The sequence below is a fragment of the Streptomyces sp. NPDC093801 genome, assembly GCF_040701585.1.
GTDB lineage: Bacteria > Actinomycetota > Actinomycetes > Streptomycetales > Streptomycetaceae > Streptomyces.
Map to the genome: position 1 here is coordinate 26,709 of NZ_JBFBDP010000008.1, position 16,528 is coordinate 43,236.

Genomic DNA, 16,528 nt, shown 5'->3' on the forward strand with positions numbered 1-16,528 from the left:
CCGCTAGGCCAGGGGCCGCCCGTACGCCCTCAGGGTCAGCAGGGCCTCGACGGTGGCGATCGGGCGCCGCTCCAGGGTGCTGCCCGGCGCCCAGGCCCGGCGGCGCACCGGCCAGCCCCCGTCCGGCTGCTGCTCCGCCGCGAGGAAGTCCAGCGAGCGGCCCACCTCCTCGTCGGTGAACCAGCCCCGGGCCAGCGACTCCGGCCGCCGCGCGTAGTCGTGCGGGAACAGCCGCTCGCCCGGTGCGTAGCCGGGGGAGATCGGGTACTCCTCGCGCCGGGCCGGGTCGAGCACCGCCAGGCGCCGCTCGCGCACCAGCCGGCCCAGCCGGTCCGCGGCCGCCGCCGCCCGGGCCCGGTCGGGGACCCCGTCGAGGAAGGCCACCGCGCCCTGGACCTCGTACGGATGCGCGTGGCGCAGGGTCTCGACCCGCTCCCAGCAGAACTCCGTGGCCCGGAACAGCCAGGCGTCCCAGATCCGGTTGCGGTGCAGCACCCCGACGACGGGGCCCGTGGTCACCAGCTCGCCCGGCGGGTCGTCGCACACCGGGTGCCAGGGCGCGGCGGGATGGCCGCGCGGGGCCGGGACGGCCAGCGGGAGCGCGCCCTCCGGGGTGGAGATCCGGGTCAGGTGGCGGCAGAGCCGCTGGATGCGCTGCCCGGCGCAGCGGCCGAGGCCGTCGAGGATCCGCAGGGCGTGCGCGGTGTGCAGGGGCTGGCTCAGCGGGCCGCGCAGATCGGGGTCGAGGGCGTGGCCGTAGCCGCCGTCGGCGCCCAGGTAGGAGCCGAGGGCGGTGTCGACGGCGTCGGCGTCCCCGCCGAGGAAGTGGTACGCGAACCGGTGCTGCTCCAGCACCCGGGCCGTGAGCCAGATGAACTGCTCGGCGCGGGCCAGCGGGGCCGGGGCGGCCGCGGGGGCCGGCGCGGGCGCTTCGTCTCCAGGCATGCGAGCCACCGTAGGGCGCGCGGAGGGCGGCGGTGGGCGGCAACGGGAAGGGTGCACTCTCCGGGGCGGGATACTGGGGTCATGCGGTTGACGATTTTCTGGGAGCGGATGGCCGAGCACTTCGGCGCGGCCTACGCGGACTCCTTCGCGCGGGACCACGTCATGTCCGAGCTCGGCGGGCGCACGGTGCACCAGGCGCTGGAGGCGGGCTGGGAGACGAAGGACGTGTGGCGCGCGGTGTGCACGGCGATGGACGTGCCCGCCTCGCTGCGCTGAGGCCCTGCCGCGCACCGGGCGGCCCGGGCGGCTTCGTGGTTCGCGCGGCCCGTGGGACAGACTGGTCGGCGTGGCAGTGACAGACGAGACGACCGACCGGCCCGGGGACCCGCAGGACCCCCCGTTCCCGGGACGGCCCGCGGCAGCGGACCCTCCGGCCCCGGCGGAGCCCCCCGCCCCGGCGCGGGGCGGGCGGGCCGGGCCCGGGATCCCTTCCCCCGGTACCGCCCCGGCAGGGCCCGCGGACGGCGGGCCGGAGGCGCCCGCGCCCCACGGAGCCCCGGCCCGGGCGGACGCGCGGATGCCGCGCTGGCTGCCCCGCGCGGTGATCCTCGTACTGGCGCTCGTCGCCTGCTTCCAGCTCGGCAGCTGGGCCTTCCACCAGCTGATCGGGCTGCTCGTCAACATCCTGATCGCGTTCTTCCTGGCACTGGCGATCGAACCCGCGGTGGCCAGGATGGCGGCCCGTGGCATGCGCCGCGGGCTCGCCACCTTCCTGGTGTTCCTGGGCGTGTTCGTCGCGACCGCCGGCTTCCTCGCCCTGCTCGGCTCGATGCTCGCCGGGCAGATCGTCGACATGGTGGAGGGCTTCCCCCACTACCTCGACATGGTGATCGACTGGATCAACCGGACCCTGCACACCGAGCTGTCCCGGCTGGAGATCCAGGACAGCCTGGTGCACTCCGACTGGCTCCAGAAGTACGTGCAGAACAGCGCCAGCGGGGTGCTCGACGTGTCCGCCACCGTGCTCGGCGGGCTCTTCCGGCTGCTGACGGTCGGCCTGTTCTCCTTCTACTTCGCCGCCGACGGGCCGAGGCTGCGGCGCGCGCTGTGCTCGGTACTGCCGCCCGCGAAGCAGTCGGAGGTGCTGCGGGCCTGGGAGATCGCCGTGGCGAAGACCGGCGGGTACCTCTACTCGCGCGGGCTGATGGCGCTGGTCTCCGGTATCGCGCACTACGTGGTCCTGGCGGTCCTCGGGGTGCCGTACGCGCCCGCGCTCGCGGTGTGGGTGGGGCTGGTCTCCCAGTTCATCCCCACCATCGGCACCTACCTGGCGGGCGCGCTGCCGACGCTGATCGCCTTCACCGTCGATCCCTGGTACGCGGTGTACGTGCTGGGGTTCGTGGTGGTCTACCAGCAGTTCGAGAACTACGTCCTCCAGCCGAAGCTGACCGCCAGGACGGTGGACATCCACCCGGCGGTGGCCTTCGGCTCGGTCATCGCGGGGACCGCCCTGCTGGGCGCGGTCGGGGCGCTCATCGCGATCCCGGCCGTGGCCACGCTGCAGGCCTTCCTCGGCGCCTACGTGAAGCGGTACGAGGTGGCGGGCGAGGCCGGCGGCGCCGGCGGGGCCGCCGCCGCCGGCGGGGAGCCTACTGCTGCCCGTCCGCGCCGAGTACGGCTGCCAGGGCTTCGGTGACGGCCGCCTCGGCGGTGGCCTTGTCCAGGCCGAGTCCGCTGAGGGTGCCCTCGCCGTTCTCCAGTTCCAGCAGGGCGAGCAGGATGTGCTCGGTGCCCACGTAGCCGTGGCCCAGGCGCAGGGCCTCGCGGAAGGTGAGCTCCAGGACCTTCTTGGCGTTGGCGTCGAAGGGCACGAGGGCGGGCATCTCCGCCGCCGCCGGGGGCAGCGTGGCCGTCGCGGCGGCCCGCAGGGCGTCCGCCGAGACGCCCCGGGCGCCGAGGACGAGTCCGGCGAGGCCCTCGGGCTCGGCCAGCAGGCCCAGCACCAGGTGCTCGGTGCGGATCTCCGCGTTGTCGGCGGCGCGGGCCTCGTTCTGCGAGGCGATGACGACGTTGCGGGCGCGGGGGGTGAAGCGGGCGAAGCCGGCTTCGGGGTCGAGGCCGGGGTCGCCCTCCTTGTCGGCCTTGGGGACGAAGCGCTTCTGGGCGGCCTGGCGGGTGACGCCCATGCTGCGGCCGATGTCGGTCCAGGAGGCGCCGGAGCGGCGGGCCTGGTCGACGAAGTGGCCGATGAGGTGGTCCGCCACGTCACCGAGGTGCTCGGCCGCGACGACGGCGCCGCTGAGCTGTTCCAGGGTGTCGACGTGGGACTTCTTGATGGCCTCGATCAGGTCGTCGAGGCGGACGGGGTTGGCGATGCGGACGGGTTCCACGGAAGGGTTCGTCATAGGTGCAACCCTAGGTTGACACCCGAGGGGTGTCAACCATGGGTTGTCACTCATGGGGTGGAGGGGTTGGGGACGCGCCCCCTCCGCCCCGTTCCGCGGGCGGCCGTCAGGCGACCGGCTGGCCCTGGCCCGCCAGCAGGCCGAGCAGCTGGTCCATCTCGCCCCGCCAGATGCGGTGCACGTTCATGCGGGTCGGGCTCGCCTGGCCGGGGAGCTGCATGCGGAACGAGCTCCAGATGGCGTTGCGCTTGACCTCGGTGATGGTGCCGACGGCCTGGTGGGGCGGTATCGCGAAGACGATCTCCTGCGGGCGGTTGCTCATCCGGCTGGCCCGGTGGAGCACCACGGCCTGCTCGGTCACGGTGATGAAGTAGTAGCTGAGGAACGCCTGGCCGATGAGGCCGAGCATGCTCATCAGCCAGACGCTCGGGCCGGCGATGGCCTGGATGGTGACGAGGGGGCGGTCGGCGGGGTTGGCCTGGGCGAGGGCTTCTGCCACCTGCTGCTGGATCGTGGCCTTCTTGACGGCCATGGGTCCTCCTGAGCGGAATCTCACGGCCCCCGTCGTCGGGGGCACCGCAGAGTACCGGCCGTAAAACGGCTGTTTCGCGCCAGCCCGGGGGCGTGGGCCATGCGCCCTGGAATGGGCCGCCCCGTCCGCCTCGCGGGGTGTTGGAGGGGTTAATTCCGTTTACTGCCGCGGGCTTTCGGCCGCCTCGTTCCCCAACTCCCCACGCCCTATTGTGCGTTGATCCCGCTGGGCGAAGAATGCAGTGCACATGTCAACCGAAGGATCTTCGGTCGCATTCGTCACCAGAGGGGAACCCCCACATGAACAAGCCTCTCGCCGGCGCCGTGTTGTCCCTGCTCCTGACCGGAGCGGCGGCCACGCCGGCCGTGGCCCAGGCCCCGGCGCCCCGGCAGGCCGCCGCGGTCACCTACGCGGGCACGGTCGCGCTCAGCAACTGCTCCGGCTCCGTCGTACGCACGCCCGGCTCGCAGCCGGACGACCCCGCGCTCGTCCTCTCCAACGGCCACTGCCTGGAGACCGGCTTCCCTGCGGCCGGCGAGGTCCTCGTCAACCGCGCGTCCAGCCGGAGCTTCTCCCTGCTCAACGCCTCGGGCTCCAAGGTCGCGACCCTGCGCGCGAGCAAGATCGCGTACGGGACGATGACGGACACGGACGTCTCGCTCTACCAGCTGACCAAGACGTACGCGCAGATCCAGAGCCAGTACGGCATCGCCGCGCTCACCCTCAACGACACCCACCCGGTCCAGGGCTCGTCGATCAAGGTGGTCTCCGGCTACTGGAAGCGCACCTACAGCTGCAGCGTCGACGGGTTCGCCTACCGCCTCAAGGAGGGGGAGTGGACCTGGAAGGACTCGGTCCGCTACACCTCCTCCTGCAACACCATCGGCGGCACCTCCGGCTCGCCGGTGATCGACACGACGACCGGCAGGGTCGTCGCCGTCAACAACACCGGCAACGAGGACGGCCAGCGCTGCACGGACAACAACCCGTGCGAGGTGGACCAGGCCGGCAACGTCACGGTGCGCCAGGGCATCAACTACGCCCAGGAGACCTACGTCCTCGTCCCGTGCATCGGCCCCGGCAGCCAGATCGACCTGAACCGCCCCGGCTGCACCCTGCCCAAGCCGTAGCGCCACCGCCCCGGCGGGACCCCCGCGGCCCCGTCGCCACCGGCCCCCGGTGCGCGGCGGGGCCGCTGCGCGTCCCCGCGGCCGGGGATCCGGCCGGGAAGTGTGAGGTGCACCACGGGGCGGTGCCGGGCGGCCGGTCCCCTCGTTGGTCCCCGGGGAGGTCGCGGCCGGGGGCGGTGGGAAGCGTTCCGCCTTTGGCGGGAAGGGGTTGCCGGGGGCGGCGCGGTCGGCTTGACAGGGAAATCGAACATCCATTCTGATGAGTTATCCACAGCCGAAACGGGCGTGGAAGCGCATTGTCAGTGGCAGGCGTTAGCGTCAATGGCGTGAAGCGATCGACTCAAGCAAACCGGGTGGAACCCATGGCAGGCACCGACCGCGAGAAGGCTCTCGACGCCGCGCTCGCACAGATTGAACGGCAATTCGGCAAGGGTGCGGTCATGCGCCTCGGCGACAAGCCGAACGACCCCATCGAGGTCATCCCCACCGGGTCGACCGCCCTGGACATCGCCCTCGGCGTCGGCGGGCTGCCCCGCGGCCGCGTGGTCGAGATCTACGGCCCGGAGTCCTCCGGTAAGACGACCCTGACGCTGCACGCCGTGGCCAACGCGCAGAAGGCCGGCGGCACGGTCGCCTTCGTGGACGCGGAGCACGCGCTCGACCCCGAGTACGCCCGCGCGCTCGGCGTCGACACCGACAACCTCATCCTGTCCCAGCCGGACACGGGTGAGCAGGCCCTCGAGATCGTCGACATGCTGGTCCGCTCCGGCGCCCTCGACCTGATCGTCATCGACTCCGTGGCGGCCCTCGTGCCGAAGGCGGAGATCGAGGGCGAGATGGGCGACTCGCACGTCGGTCTCCAGGCCCGCCTGATGAGCCAGGCGCTCCGCAAGATCACGGGTGCGCTCAACCAGTCCAAGACCACCGCGATCTTCATCAACCAGCTCCGCGAGAAGATCGGCGTGATGTTCGGCTCGCCGGAGACCACGACCGGTGGCCGCGCGCTGAAGTTCTACGCCTCCGTGCGCATCGACATCCGTCGCATCGAGACGCTGAAGGACGGCACGGAGGCGGTCGGCAACCGCACCCGCTGCAAGGTCGTGAAGAACAAGGTCGCGCCCCCCTTCAAGCAGGCCGAGTTCGACATCCTCTACGGCCAGGGCATCAGCCGCGAGGGCGGCCTGATCGACATGGGCGTGGAGCACGGCTTCATCCGCAAGGCCGGCGCCTGGTACACGTACGAGGGCGACCAGCTCGGCCAGGGCAAGGAGAACGCCCGCAACTTCCTGAAGGACAACCCCGACCTCGCCAACGAGATCGAGCGGAAGATCAAGGAGAAGCTGGGCGTCGGCGTGCGCAAGGACGCCGAGGGCGACGACGCGGCCGCGGCCGCCGCGCCGGCCGACGCTTCCGTGCCCGCCCCGGCGTCGAAGGCCAAGCCGGCGGCCAAGGCCGCCGTGGCCAAGAGCTGACCGTGCGCGAGGAGCAGGAGAGGGGCGGCAGAGCGAGGGGCGGCCGTGAGGGCCGCCAGGAGCTGCCGCCCCAGAGTCCCGAGGAGCAGGCGCGGGCGATCTGTCTGCGCCTGCTCACCGGGATGCCGCGCACCCGGCGGCAGCTCGCGGACGCCCTGGCGAAGCGGGGCATCCCCGAGGAGGTCTCCGAGACGGTCCTCTCCCGCTACGAGGAAGTGGGCTTGATCGACGACGCCGCCTTCGCCGGGGCCTGGGTCGAGTCCCGGCACCGCGGCCGGGGCCTGGCCCGGCGGGCGCTCGCGCAGGAGCTGCGGACCAAGGGGGTGCACACCACCCTCGTCCAGGAGGCGCTGGAACAGCTGGACTCCGAGCAGGAGGAGCAGACCGCCCGCGAGCTCGTGGAGCGCAAGCTCCGCTCGACCCGGGGGCTGGAGCGCGACAAGCGGATCCGACGCCTGGCCGGGATGCTCGCGCGCAAGGGGTACCCGGAGGGCATGGCCCTGCGGGTGGTGCGCCGCGCCCTGGAGGCGGAGGGCGAGGACGCCGACGACCTGGGCTACCCCGGCGACTGAAACCCGCCCGGGGGACGGGCGGTGCGGCGGGGGTGGGGGTAGCCCCCCGCCGGGGACGCCGGGGCACTCCAGTGCCGGCGGGGGCGCCCGCCGACAGAGTGGAACGCATGATGCTGCGTTACGCCCTTCGGACCGTCCGGCACCGCACAGCCGGCTTCCTCGGAGCCTTCGTCGCCCTGCTGTGCGCGGCGGCCCTGATCACCGCCTGCGGCACCCTCCTGGAGACCGGGCTCCGCGGGAGGATCGCCACCGAGCGCTACGCGGGCACCCCGGTGCTCGTCTCCGCCGACCAGAACGTCCACGAGACCACGGTCACGGAGAAGAAGGGCACGACCAAGACCAAGCACAAGGCCAAGCCCGTCGCCGAACGAGCCTGGCTGCCGGCCTCCGCCGTGGACACCGTCCGCTCCGTCCCCGGCGTCGAACGTGCCGTCCCCGAACTCACCTTCCAGGCCGTCCCGCTGGTCGGGGCCGCAGGCCCGCCGAAACCCTCGTACGGGCACGCCTGGACCTCTGCCGAGCTCGCGCCCTTCACCCTGGCCACGGGCCGCGCCCCCGGGAGCGCGGACGAGGTCGTCATCGACCGCGACCTGGCCTCCCGTGCGGGTCTCGCGCCCGGAGCCCGGCTCACCGTGCAGGCCACCGGCGACCCGAAGACCTACACCGTCAGCGGTGTGGCGCACACCGCCCACGGCGGCCCCGGCCACCAGAGCGCCCTCTTCTTCACCGACGCCGAGGCCCAGCGGCTCGCCGCCCGCGCCGGCCGGGTCTCGGCCATCGGCGTACTGCCCCGGGCCGGGACGGACCCCGGCGAACTGGCCGCCCGGGTCGCACGGGCCCTCGCGCCCACCACCGCGCAGGTCTCCACCGGCGACGGGCGCGGCCCGGTCGAGTTCCTCGACGCCGCCGGCGCCCGGATCGGCCTGGTCTCCCTGGGCGGGGCGATGGCCGGCACCTCCCTCCTCGTCGCGGTCCTCGTGGTCGCCGGAACCTTCTCCCTGTCCGTCCGGCAGCGCCACCGCGAACTCGCCCTGCTGCGGGCCGTCGCCGCCACCCCGCGGCAGCTGCGGGGGATGCTGGGTCGCGAGGCGCTGCTCGTCGGCCTGGCCGCCGGAGTCGCCGGCGCCCTCGCGGGGCTGCCGCTGGCCGCCTGGCTGTACGGCCGGTTCGTCGCGAGCGGGGCCGTCCCGGCCACCCTGGAGCGCACCGCCGGGATCTTCCCGATGATCGCGGCCGTCGGCGCGAGCCTGCTCGGAGCCTGGGCCGCGGCCCGGATCACCGGCCGGCGGATCACCCGGATCCGCCCCGCCGAGGCCCTGGCCGAAGCCGCCGTCGAGCGGCCCCGCCCCGCCCGGACCCGTATCGCGGCGGGGCTGCTCCTGCTGGCCGGCGGGGCCGTACTGGTCGTCGTGCTCGGCTCCCTGCGCACCGAACCGGCGTCGACGCCGGTGACCTTCCTGGCCGTGGTGGTGCTGGCCGGTGCCGTCTCGCTGCTCGGTCCGCTGCTGGTGCGCGGCGCGGCCGCGCTGCTCGCCGGACCCCTGGCGCTGACGGGCCCGGGCGGCCGGCTGGCCACCGCCAACCTGCGCGGCAACGCCACCCGCATGGCCTCCGCCGTCACCCCCCTCACCCTGCTGATCGGGATGACCTGCACCGTGCTCTTCGCCACCCCGACCCTCGGCCACGCGGCCCGGGCGCAGGCCCGCGAGGGCGTGCGGGCCGCGTGGGTGCTCGGCGGGCGGGGACCGGGAGTGAGTCCGGAGGCGGCCGAACGCGTCCGCCGTACGCCCGGGGTCACGGCCGTGACCGAGGTCGTGCGCACCTCGGTACGGGTCGGCCTGACGAAGTACGCGGCGCAGGGCGTGACCCCGGCCGGACTCGCCCGCACCTGGGACCCGGGGGTCACCGGAGGCAGCCTGGAGGGCTTCGGCGAGGACCGGGCGGCGGTCAGCGAACTCGCCGCCGCACAGCTGGGGCTGAAGCCGGGCAGCCCGCTGCGGCTGACCCTCGGGGACGGGACGCCGGTGACGCTGACCGTCTTCGCCGTGTATGCGCGGGGGCTCGGCTTCGGTGACGTGACCCTGCCGCACGCACTCGTCGCCGCGCACGTGGACGACCCGCTGGCGAGCAGCGTGCTGGTGGCGGCGGAGCCGGGCGTCGGCCGGGAGCGGCTGGCCGCCGCCGCGGGCGTGCCGGTGCTGTCGGCGGCCCAGGCCGACGCGGCCCGGGCGCGGCGGGCGTCGGCTGGGGCGGAGGCCAACCTGCTGGCGATGGGCCTGGTCCTGGCCTTCACCGCGATCGCGGTGGTCAACACCCTGGCGATGTCCACGGCCGAGCGGTTCCGGGAGTTCGCTCTGCTCAGGCTGGCGGGGGCGCAGCGCCGGCAGGTGCTGCGGATGCTGCGCGCCGAGGCGGTGGGGGTGCTGCTGATGGGGGTGGTGCTGGGGTCGGGGATCGCGGCGGCGGTGCTGACGGCCTTCAGCGTCGGGATGACGGGGTCGGCCGCGCCGGCGGTCCTCCCGGCGGTGTGGGCGGGGGTGGTCGGCGCGGCCGCGCTCCTGGCCCTCCCGGCCGTCGCCCTCCCCGGCCGGCTGGCCCTCCGCCTCCGCCCGGTGGACGCGGCGACGTCGTCCTGACCCGGGAGAGGGCGGCGGTGCGGCTGCCGCTACGCGGAGCCGTCTCCCCGCCCCGCCCTTTTTCCGTTCCTCCCCCAGCCACCGCTGGGAGGTGCCCCCAGGGGCTCCGCCCCGGACCCAGGACGTGCGCTTCGCGCCCGTGCGCTCAACCGCACGGGCTGGAATGGCCGCGCGGCGGCGCCGTCCAGCCCCGCCGGCGTTCGAGGCGCGGGGTCAGGGGCGGAGCCCCTGGGAACGGTGGACGGGCGGGTGGGGGACCCCGCCCCGCGCAGCGGCCCGGCACCTCCAGCCTGCGGCCGGACCTCAGCCGGGCCCGCGCGGGCGGCGCGTCAGGAAGCGGTGGTCGTCGGGAGGCCCGCGGCGCGCCAGGCCTGGAAGCCGCCGGTGAGGTCCGTCGCCCGGCGCAGCCCCAGCGCGTGGAGCGACGCCGCCGCCAGCGAGGACGCGTAGCCCTCGTTGCAGATCACCACCACCCGCAGCTCGTGCGAGACGGCCTGCGGGAGGCGGTGCGAGCCCAGTGGGTCCAGCCGCCACTCCAGCTCGTTGCGCTCCACCACGACGGCCCCCGGGATCAGCCCGTCCCGCTCGCGCAGTGCCTGGTAGCGGATGTCCACGAGCAGGGCGTCCCCCTCCTGCCACGCCTCGTACGCGGACCGGGCGTCGACGCGGGTGTAGGTCGCCCGGATCCGTTCCAGGAGGTCGTCGATGCCGACGGGGGCGCTCACTGCCAGTCCGCCGGGCGTTCGACGTGCTCCAGCGTGAGGACCGGTCCGCTGCGGCTGTAGCGGCGGATCAGCGGGAGCGGCGGGTAGTACGCGTGCACCGAGACCGCGTGCTCGGTGGCGGACTCGTTCAGCACCTCGTGGACGTGGTGCTCGCCGAACGCCCGCCCGGTCACCGCGCCGAGGCTGCGGGTGCGGTCGACGTCCGGGGCCAGCTCCAGGTTCCGCCACCCCTCCGAGGGCAGCCGCACGGCCAGGGAGTGCTCGGTGAGCCGGCCCCGGGCGGTGGCGAAGGCCCCCCGGGACTCGGCGTGGTCGTGCCAGCCGGTGCCGGTGCCCGGCGGCCAGCCGATCAGCCAGGCCTCGCTGCCGCCCGGGCCCTCGAGCCGGATCCAGGTCCGGCCCTCCGGGTCGAGGGGCAGCGAGTCGACGACGGCGGGGTCGGCGGCGGTGCGCAGGGCGAAGGCGAGGAGCTCCGCCGCCGTGGGGGCGGCGGAACGGGCAGGGGCGTGCGTGGACACGGAAGCAGACATCGGGGAGTGACCGTCCTGGGGTTCGCGAAAAGGGCGCGCGGGCCCGGAAGGGCAGCGGGGCGCGCGGGGCAGGGGCGAATCAGCAGGAGGGGCGACACACGCAGCCCGCGTAGCGGAGCAGGTCCATGTGAACCCTCCGCCACAGGCGTACGTCGTTGCCGGTCATGTCGGCGAGTGAACCACGAGTGCCCGAGGGCGGTCAATCGATCACAGGGGCGGGTGTGGCGGGGGCGCCGGCCGGGGCACCCGCCCGGACCGCGTCCGCCGCCGCGTACAGCTCGGCCGGCCGGACCCCCGAGAAGGTCGCGGCGAGGTGCCCGTCGGGCCGTACCAGCAGCACGGTGTGCGCCGGAGCCCCCGGATAGCCGTCCGCCACCAGCAGGTCGGCCGGAACGGGCAGCGCGGTCACGGCCGCCGCGAGCCGGGGCATCAGCCCGGCCCCCATCCAGTGCCGCCTGTCCCACACCCCGGTGCCCGGGGCGACCAGCAGCACCAGCAGCCTGCCCCGCCCCAGCAGGTCCCGCAGCGGGACGGTGGACCCGTCGGGCGCGGACACGGGCACGTTCGCCACGGGCCCGCCCGGCTCCGTGTCCGTCGGGACCTCGCGCACGGCCACCGGAGGGGCGTAGACCGGCCGGCCGCCCAGCGGGCCCCGGCCCAGGTGCCCGTCGGTCAGCAGGGCCTCGGCGGACCTCCCCGACCCGGGCAGGAGGGTGCGCAGGCTGCCCCCGCCGCGCAGGGCGGACAGGGCCTGGTCGGCGGCGCGCAGCCGGGCGGCGACGGCGGTGCGCCGCTCGCCCTCGTAGCTGTCGAGCAGGGCCTCGGAGGCGCCCTGGTGCCAGTCCAGCGCCAGCTTCCAGGACAGGTTCTCGGCGTCGCGCAGCCCCTCCTCGACGCCCTGGGTGCCCAGCGCCCCCAACAGGTGCGCGGCGTCGCCGGCGAGGAAGGCCCGGCCGTCGCGCCAGCGCCGTGCGAGGCGGTGGTGCAGGGTGTGCACGCCGGTGTCGATGAGGTCGTACGGGGGAGTGCTGCCCCCGCACCAGAGCGCCAGGGTGTCGCGGACGAGGGTGACGAGGGCGTCGGGGGTGACGAGTTCCCCGCGCGCGGGCAGCAGCCAGTCCAGCCGCCAGACCCCGTCGGGCAGCGGCCGGGCGGTGATCTCCTCGGGCCCGGACGGCGGGTTGCGGTGCAGCAGCGCCTCGCCGGGCCAGGGAAGTTCGGCGCGCAGCGCGGCCACGGCGTGCCGTTCCACGGCGGTCCGGCCGGGGAAGCGGATGCCGAGCAGCTTGCGGACGGTGGAGCGGGCTCCGTCGCAGCCGACCAGGTGGCTGCCGCGCCACCAGGTGGTCTCGGAGCCCCGGGTGTGCGCGGTGACCCCGCGGCCGTCCTGTTCGAGGGAGTCCAGCTTGGCGCCGGCCACCAGCTGGACCAGGGGGTGCGCAGCGGCCGCGGCGCGCAGTCCGCGGGTGAGGGCGTGCTGCGGCAGGTGCAGGGGGGCGGGGTGGTCCTCGAAGGTGATCCGCCGGGATTCCTGACGGCGCCTCATGGTGCGCCAGGCGGCGTATCGCGCGCCCTCGTCGCGCAGGGTGGTGCAGCCCAGGCGGTGGACCATGGCCGCGGTGTCGGAGTGCAGCACGACGCTGCGGGCGGGCCGGGGCTCGTCCTTGCCGGGGCCCTCGTCGAGCAGGACGGAGGGCACGCCGTGGCCGGCCAGGGCGAGGGACAGGGAGAGTCCGACGGGGCCCGAGCCGACGACGATCACCGGGTCCATGATGCGGCTCCCGATGTCCGGTATGTGATCACAGAACGTATGCAACCCACTGGAGGTTCCGGCGTCAAGTGACCCCGGTCCGGACAAAGCCGTGTGGTGCGGCGGAGAGTTCCGCCGCACCACACAGGCTACGCATCACGCAGGGCTGACCGGACGTCAGCCCCCCGGGTCAGGCCGCCGCGCCGGCGCCGGTGGCCATGTCGTCGACCTCGGGGACGACGGCCGCGGCGCCGCTGCCCTTCTTCGACTTCCGCAGCCGGCCCTCCAGCCAGGAGGCGAAGGTGGTGAGGGCGAAGTTCAGCGCGATGTAGAGCAGGGCGATCACCACGAGCGTGGCGATGGTGTTGCTGTAGTTCGCCGAGATCTGCCGGTTGGCCGCCAGCAGATCGCCGACGCCGAGCAGCGAACCGCCGAGCGCGGTGTCCTTGAGGATCACCACCAGCTGGCTGACCAGGGCGGGCAGCATGACGGTGACGGCCTGCGGGAGCAGGACGTGGACCATCGTCTGGCCCTTGCGCATGCCGATCGCCTTGGCGGCGTCGGTCTGGCCGCGCGGCAGCGACATGACGCCCGCGCGGACGATCTCGGCGATGACCGCCGAGTTGTACAGGACCAGGCCGATCACCACGGCGTACAGCGGCCGGAAGTCCGAGGACACGGCGGGGACGAACTTCACGATGAACGCCGAGCCGAAGATCATCAGCATCAGCACCGGGATGGCGCGGAAGAACTCGACCACCGTGCCCACCGGTATGCGCACCCAGGCGTGGTCGGAGAGCCGTCCCATGCCCAGCAGGGCGCCCAGCGGAAGCGCGATCACCATGGCGATCACGCCCGCCTTCAGGGTCTCCAGCAGACCGGGGATCAGGAAGGTGGTCCAGATCCGGTCGTCGGTGACGAAAGGGGTCCACTTGTCGGCGTCCAGCTGGTGCTTGTCCGCCATGACGGACAGGATCCACCAGGCGGCGAGCCCGAACAGGACCAGGAAGACGGCCGTGTAGATCCAGTTGCGGGCCTTGGCCTTGGGGCCGGGGACGTCGTACAGAACCGAGCTCATCGCTTCACCGCCACTCGCTTGGCCACCCAGCCCAGCAGCAGACCGGTGGGCAGGGTCAGCAGGCAGAAGCCGAGGGCGAAGATCCCGAAGACGGCGAAGAGCGCGTCCGCCTCGTTCTCGATCATTTCCTTCATCAGCAGGGCCGCTTCGGCCACGCCGATGGCCGCCGCCACCGTGGTGTTCTTGGTGAGGGCGATCAGTACGTTGGCGAGCGGCGCGATCACCGCCCGGAAGGCCTGGGGGAGCACGATCAGGGTGAGTACCTGGAAGAAGCTCAGCCCCAGCGCGCGAGCGGCCTCGGCCTGGCCCACGGGCACCGTGTTGATGCCCGAGCGCAGCGCCTCGCACACGAAGGTGCCGGTGTAGGCGGTCAGCGCGAGGACGGCGAGCCGGAAGCCCGTCTCCTTGGAGGTGTCGCCGCCCAGGTTGATGGTGAGGGTCTGGTAGAGGCCGAGCGAGCTGCCGATGATCAGCAGCGTCAGCGGCGTGTTGCGGACCAGATTCACGTACGCGGTGCCGAAGGCCCGCATCAGCGGGACCGGGCTGACCCGCATCCCGGCCAGGACGGTGCCCCAGACCAGGGAGCCCACCGCCGAGTAGAGGGTGAGCTGAACCGTCACCCAGAAGGCTCCGAGCAGGTCGTACTGCCCGGAATCAAGAAAGTCGAACACGATGCCCTGCGCTCTCCCCAGGATGGCCGGCGAGGTGCGCCGCCGCCCGCGGACGGGCGGGCGGCGGCGCACCTCACCGGGAAATCAGCTGCCTTCGGTGATCTGCGGGGCAGGCTCGTTCTTGTAGTCGGCCGGGCCGAGGTTCTTCTTCACGGCCGCTTCCCAGCTGCCGTCCGAGACCATCTTCCGGAGCGCGGCGTTGATCTTGGTCTGGAGCTCCTTGTCGCCCTTCTTCAGACCGATGCCGTAGTTCTCGTTGCTCATCTTCAGACCGACGAGCTTGAACTTGCCCTTGTTCTTCTCCTGCGCGGCGTAGCCGGCGAGGATCGAGTCGTCCGTGGTCAGCGCGTCGACGGCCTTGTTCTCCAGACCGGTCAGGCACTCGGAGTAGCCCGGGAACTCCTGGAGGTCGGCGTCCTTGGCCAGGTCCTTCTTGATGTTCTGCGCCGAGGTGGAGCCCGTGACGGAGCAGAGCTTCTTCTTGTTGAGGTCCTCGACCTTGGTGATGCTGCTGTCGTCGGCGCGGACCAGCAGGTCCTGGTGGGCCAGGAAGTACGGGCCCGCGAAGTCGACCTTCGCCTTGCGCTTGTCGTTGATCGAGTAGGTCGCGGCGATGAACTTCACGTCGCCGTTGGAGATCAGGTTCTCGCGCTCGGCGCTGACGGCCTGCTTCCACTCGATCTGGTCCGGCTGGTAGCCGAGCTCCTTGGCGATGTACGTGGCGACGTCGACGTCGAAGCCCTCGTACTTGCCGTCGGGGGTCTTCAGGCCCAGGCCCGGCTGGTCGAACTTGATGCCGATGACGATCTTGTTCGACTTGGCGCCGCCGGAGGCGCCCGCGTCGCCCGCGCCGTCCTTCGAGCCGCTGCCGCCGCCACAGGCGGTCGCCGTCAGCGCGAGAACGACGGCCGTGGCCACTGCCGCGCCGGCCTTGAGAACCTTCATGGTGAACTTCCCTCGGGTGAGACGTTGTTGAACGACGAGCTGGACACGTCGTGTGCGACGGCGGGCGCCGTCGACCGGATCACTACCAGACGCGGGCGTCAGTGGTGCAGGATCTTGGACAGGAAGTCCTTGGCGCGGTCGCTCTTGGGGTTGCTGAAGAACTGCTCGGGGGCGGCCTGTTCGATGATCTTGCCGTCGGCCATGAAGACGACCCGGTTCGCCGCGGAGCGGGCGAAGCCCATCTCGTGCGTGACGACCACCATCGTCATCCCCTCGCGGGCGAGCTGCTGCATGACCTCCAGCACCTCGTTGATCATCTCCGGGTCCAGCGCCGAGGTCGGCTCGTCGAAGAGCATCACCTTCGGGTCCATCGCCAGGGCCCGGGCGATCGCGACGCGCTGCTGCTGGCCGCCGGACAGCTGTGCCGGGTACTTGTCGGCCTGGGAGCCGACGCCGACGCGGTCCAGGAGCGACTTGGCCTTCTCCATCGCCGCTGCCTGGTCCGTCTTGCGGACCTTGAGCTGTCCCAGCATCACGTTCTGCAGCACGGTCTTGTGCGCGAACAGGTTGAACGACTGGAAGACCATGCCCACATCGGCGCGCAGCCGCGCCAACTCCTTGCCCTCGGAAGGCAGTTCCTTCCCGTCGACCGTGATGGTCCCCGAGTCGATGGTCTCCAGCCGGTTGATGGTCCGGCACAGCGTCGACTTGCCCGATCCCGAAGGACCGATCACCACGACGACCTCGCCGCGGGCGATGCTCAGATCGATGTCCTGAAGCACGTGCAGCGCGCCGAAGTGCTTGTTGACGTTGCTCAGTACGACCAGGCCGTCCGCGGCGCCCGCCGCGTCCTGTGCGTCCTCGGCCACTGATACTCCGCTCATCGGCTTCTTGCTCCGTCCTCCGTCGGTTGGCAGGACAGTAGTGACGCGGCGCGCACAGCGTCATCACATCTGAGGGAGAATTGAGGATAACGATACGGCCTCGCACCGATACGCTCCGTGCGCTGCGACCATCTGTGCACGATGTACGCGTACCGGGTGCATAACGGAAGACCCGCCGGGCCGGAACACCCTTGACGTGGGACTCTTCATCGGCGTGGATGCATGGTGGCCATCTGCGCGCAAACCCGAGAGC

At 72.9% G+C, this 16,528-nt stretch carries 16 protein-coding genes and 1 pseudogene; 6 read left to right on the forward strand and 11 right to left on the reverse strand.

Annotated elements, in window-relative coordinates; all coding sequences use genetic code 11:
* Positions 1-3: 3 nt before the first annotated feature.
* Positions 4-945 carry a hypothetical protein gene (locus AB0469_RS10925; protein ID WP_366451022.1) on the reverse strand — a complete coding sequence of 314 codons (942 nt, stop codon included), beginning with the start codon at positions 943-945 and terminating at the stop codon, positions 4-6.
* 81 nt (positions 946-1,026) lie between these two features.
* Between AB0469_RS10925 and AB0469_RS10930 the strand changes: the two genes are divergently transcribed.
* Together AB0469_RS10930 and AB0469_RS10935 are read left to right on the forward strand one after the other, a co-directional pair.
* Positions 1,027-1,221, forward strand: a complete 195-nt coding sequence (locus AB0469_RS10930; RefSeq protein WP_366451023.1) for a DUF3046 domain-containing protein — start codon at positions 1,027-1,029, stop codon at positions 1,219-1,221.
* Positions 1,222-1,522: 301 nt separating this feature from the next.
* Positions 1,523-2,641 carry an AI-2E family transporter gene (locus AB0469_RS10935; RefSeq protein WP_366451024.1) on the forward strand — a complete coding sequence of 373 codons (1,119 nt, stop codon included), beginning with the start codon at positions 1,523-1,525 and terminating at the stop codon, positions 2,639-2,641.
* Here the strand turns inward: AB0469_RS10935 and AB0469_RS10940 are convergent.
* Together AB0469_RS10940 and AB0469_RS10945 are read right to left on the reverse strand one after the other, a co-directional pair.
* Positions 2,595-3,350 (reverse strand): Clp protease N-terminal domain-containing protein, encoded by a 756-nt coding sequence (locus AB0469_RS10940; protein ID WP_366451025.1) that lies wholly within the window; start codon positions 3,348-3,350, stop codon positions 2,595-2,597. The genes AB0469_RS10935 and AB0469_RS10940 overlap by 47 nt on opposite strands.
* A 106-nt stretch (positions 3,351-3,456) precedes the next feature.
* Positions 3,457-3,882 (reverse strand): hypothetical protein, encoded by a 426-nt coding sequence (locus tag AB0469_RS10945; protein ID WP_366451026.1) that lies wholly within the window; start codon positions 3,880-3,882, stop codon positions 3,457-3,459.
* Positions 3,883-4,181: 299 nt separating this feature from the next.
* On the opposite strand from AB0469_RS10945, the gene AB0469_RS10950 reads away from it, so the two are divergent.
* The 4 genes and pseudogenes from AB0469_RS10950 to AB0469_RS10965 all read left to right on the forward strand — a co-directional run bounded on the left by AB0469_RS10950 (position 4,182) and on the right by AB0469_RS10965 (position 9,692).
* Positions 4,182-5,012: a serine protease gene (locus AB0469_RS10950; RefSeq protein WP_366451027.1), complete on the forward strand. Its 831-nt coding sequence runs from the start codon at positions 4,182-4,184 to the stop codon at positions 5,010-5,012.
* 362 nt (positions 5,013-5,374) lie between these two features.
* A complete protein-coding gene (gene recA, locus AB0469_RS10955; protein WP_366451028.1) occupies positions 5,375-6,484 on the forward strand; it encodes a recombinase RecA in 1,110 nt (369 codons plus the stop codon).
* A pseudogene (recX, locus tag AB0469_RS10960) lies at positions 6,394-7,056 on the forward strand (recombination regulator RecX); the annotation flags it as partial. The gene recA and the pseudogene recX, both read left to right, overlap by 91 nt.
* Positions 7,057-7,163: 107 nt before the next feature.
* Entirely contained in the window at positions 7,164-9,692 is a 2,529-nt protein-coding gene (locus tag AB0469_RS10965; RefSeq protein WP_366451029.1) for an ABC transporter permease, read from the forward strand.
* A gap of 329 nt (positions 9,693-10,021) precedes the next feature.
* Here the strand turns inward: AB0469_RS10965 and AB0469_RS10970 are convergent, their stop codons facing one another.
* The 8 genes from AB0469_RS10970 to AB0469_RS11005 all read right to left on the reverse strand — a co-directional run bounded on the left by AB0469_RS10970 (position 10,022) and on the right by AB0469_RS11005 (position 16,275).
* Positions 10,022-10,417, reverse strand: a complete 396-nt coding sequence (locus AB0469_RS10970; protein ID WP_366451030.1) for a rhodanese-like domain-containing protein — start codon at positions 10,415-10,417, stop codon at positions 10,022-10,024.
* Positions 10,414-10,947: a cysteine dioxygenase gene (locus AB0469_RS10975; protein ID WP_366451031.1), complete on the reverse strand. Its 534-nt coding sequence runs from the start codon at positions 10,945-10,947 to the stop codon at positions 10,414-10,416. The genes AB0469_RS10970 and AB0469_RS10975 overlap by 4 nt, the downstream gene beginning before the upstream one ends.
* 79 nt (positions 10,948-11,026) lie before the next feature.
* Positions 11,027-11,113 carry a putative leader peptide gene (locus AB0469_RS10980; protein ID WP_311318651.1) on the reverse strand — a complete coding sequence of 29 codons (87 nt, stop codon included), beginning with the start codon at positions 11,111-11,113 and terminating at the stop codon, positions 11,027-11,029.
* Positions 11,114-11,146: 33 nt separating this feature from the next.
* On the reverse strand, positions 11,147-12,718 hold the full coding sequence (locus tag AB0469_RS10985; protein ID WP_366451032.1) for an FAD-dependent monooxygenase: 1,572 nt from the start codon (positions 12,716-12,718) through the stop codon (positions 11,147-11,149).
* A 169-nt stretch (positions 12,719-12,887) separates the two neighbouring features.
* The gene (locus AB0469_RS10990) at positions 12,888-13,775 is read right to left on the reverse strand and encodes an amino acid ABC transporter permease (RefSeq protein ID WP_366451033.1); all 888 of its coding nucleotides are present in this window, start codon (positions 13,773-13,775) and stop codon (positions 12,888-12,890) included.
* A complete protein-coding gene (locus tag AB0469_RS10995; RefSeq protein ID WP_042817844.1) occupies positions 13,772-14,446 on the reverse strand; it encodes an ABC transporter permease subunit in 675 nt (224 codons plus the stop codon). The genes AB0469_RS10990 and AB0469_RS10995 overlap by 4 nt, the downstream gene beginning before the upstream one ends.
* An 84-nt stretch (positions 14,447-14,530) precedes the next feature.
* Positions 14,531-15,391 carry a glutamate ABC transporter substrate-binding protein gene (locus tag AB0469_RS11000; protein ID WP_366451034.1) on the reverse strand — a complete coding sequence of 287 codons (861 nt, stop codon included), beginning with the start codon at positions 15,389-15,391 and terminating at the stop codon, positions 14,531-14,533.
* A gap of 98 nt (positions 15,392-15,489) precedes the next feature.
* Positions 15,490-16,275 (reverse strand): amino acid ABC transporter ATP-binding protein, encoded by a 786-nt coding sequence (locus AB0469_RS11005; protein ID WP_366451035.1) that lies wholly within the window; start codon positions 16,273-16,275, stop codon positions 15,490-15,492.
* Between the last annotated feature and the right edge of the window lie 253 nt (positions 16,276-16,528).

Coding starts and splice junctions, on each gene's coding strand:
- AB0469_RS10985 (WP_366451032.1), bottom strand. CDS start 12,718: ATGGACCCGGTGATCGTCGTCGGCTCGGGCCCCGTCGGACTCTCCCTG.
- AB0469_RS10965 (WP_366451029.1), top strand. CDS start 7,164: ATGATGCTGCGTTACGCCCTTCGGACCGTCCGGCACCGCACAGCCGGC.
- AB0469_RS10925 (WP_366451022.1), bottom strand. CDS start 945: ATGCCTGGAGACGAAGCGCCCGCGCCGGCCCCCGCGGCCGCCCCGGCC.
- AB0469_RS10930 (WP_366451023.1), top strand. CDS start 1,027: ATGCGGTTGACGATTTTCTGGGAGCGGATGGCCGAGCACTTCGGCGCG.
- AB0469_RS10935 (WP_366451024.1), top strand. CDS start 1,523: ATGCCGCGCTGGCTGCCCCGCGCGGTGATCCTCGTACTGGCGCTCGTC.
- AB0469_RS10950 (WP_366451027.1), top strand. CDS start 4,182: ATGAACAAGCCTCTCGCCGGCGCCGTGTTGTCCCTGCTCCTGACCGGA.
- AB0469_RS11005 (WP_366451035.1), bottom strand. CDS start 16,275: ATGAGCGGAGTATCAGTGGCCGAGGACGCACAGGACGCGGCGGGCGCC.
- AB0469_RS10975 (WP_366451031.1), bottom strand. CDS start 10,947: ATGTCTGCTTCCGTGTCCACGCACGCCCCTGCCCGTTCCGCCGCCCCC.
- AB0469_RS11000 (WP_366451034.1), bottom strand. CDS start 15,391: ATGAAGGTTCTCAAGGCCGGCGCGGCAGTGGCCACGGCCGTCGTTCTC.
- AB0469_RS10990 (WP_366451033.1), bottom strand. CDS start 13,775: ATGAGCTCGGTTCTGTACGACGTCCCCGGCCCCAAGGCCAAGGCCCGC.
- AB0469_RS10945 (WP_366451026.1), bottom strand. CDS start 3,882: ATGGCCGTCAAGAAGGCCACGATCCAGCAGCAGGTGGCAGAAGCCCTC.
- AB0469_RS10980 (WP_311318651.1), bottom strand. CDS start 11,113: ATGACCGGCAACGACGTACGCCTGTGGCGGAGGGTTCACATGGACCTG.
- AB0469_RS10940 (WP_366451025.1), bottom strand. CDS start 3,350: ATGACGAACCCTTCCGTGGAACCCGTCCGCATCGCCAACCCCGTCCGC.
- recA (WP_366451028.1), top strand. CDS start 5,375: ATGGCAGGCACCGACCGCGAGAAGGCTCTCGACGCCGCGCTCGCACAG.